The sequence below is a fragment of the Plebeiibacterium marinum genome, assembly GCF_026013615.1.
Taxonomy (GTDB): domain Bacteria; phylum Bacteroidota; class Bacteroidia; order Bacteroidales; family Marinilabiliaceae; genus Saccharicrinis; species Saccharicrinis marinus_A.
Window position 1 is genome coordinate 1 of record NZ_JAPDPI010000133.1, and the last position, 530, is coordinate 530.

The window sequence follows — 530 nt, forward strand, 5'->3', positions numbered from 1 at the left end:
AGGGATATCAGCTTTGAATTTCATAAAGATGGCTATGATGTGATTCACCGGTATAGCAAGAAATCTTTTGAAATAAAACCAGGAGCAAAGATTCCGAAAACGATCTGTTTTGATGATTTAGGAGCTGAAGAAAATCTAAAGCATTTTGGCAATGAATGCAATGCGTTATCGGAGATAGTTTTATCCAGATACGACCTGTTTATCTCTGATGGATTGATCACCCATATGACAACCAATTTGAATGCCTCAGAAATTGAAAAGCAGTATGGGGCAAGGGTAAGGAGCCGTTTGAGGGAGATGATGAACGTGGTTTCATTTCCCGACAACGCAGCAGACAAACGCAAGTAAAAAATCTATAAACATAAAACGATGTCACTAAAAAATATTCTATTTGAAAAAGGCCTGCCCTTGTTGGCCAATGTATTTACCGGGGGGACAGCCAAACCTGTATTTGAATTAATCAAATCAGTAACAGGAATTCATTTCCATGATGAGGAACATTTTCAACGATCTTTATCCAGTCATCCAGA

At 38.1% G+C, this 530-nt stretch carries 1 pseudogene; it reads left to right on the plus strand.

Annotated features, from left to right (window positions below):
- Positions 1–348: pseudogene (locus OM074_RS21715) on the plus strand (ATPase); the annotation flags it as partial.
- Positions 349–530 lie beyond the last annotated feature (182 nt).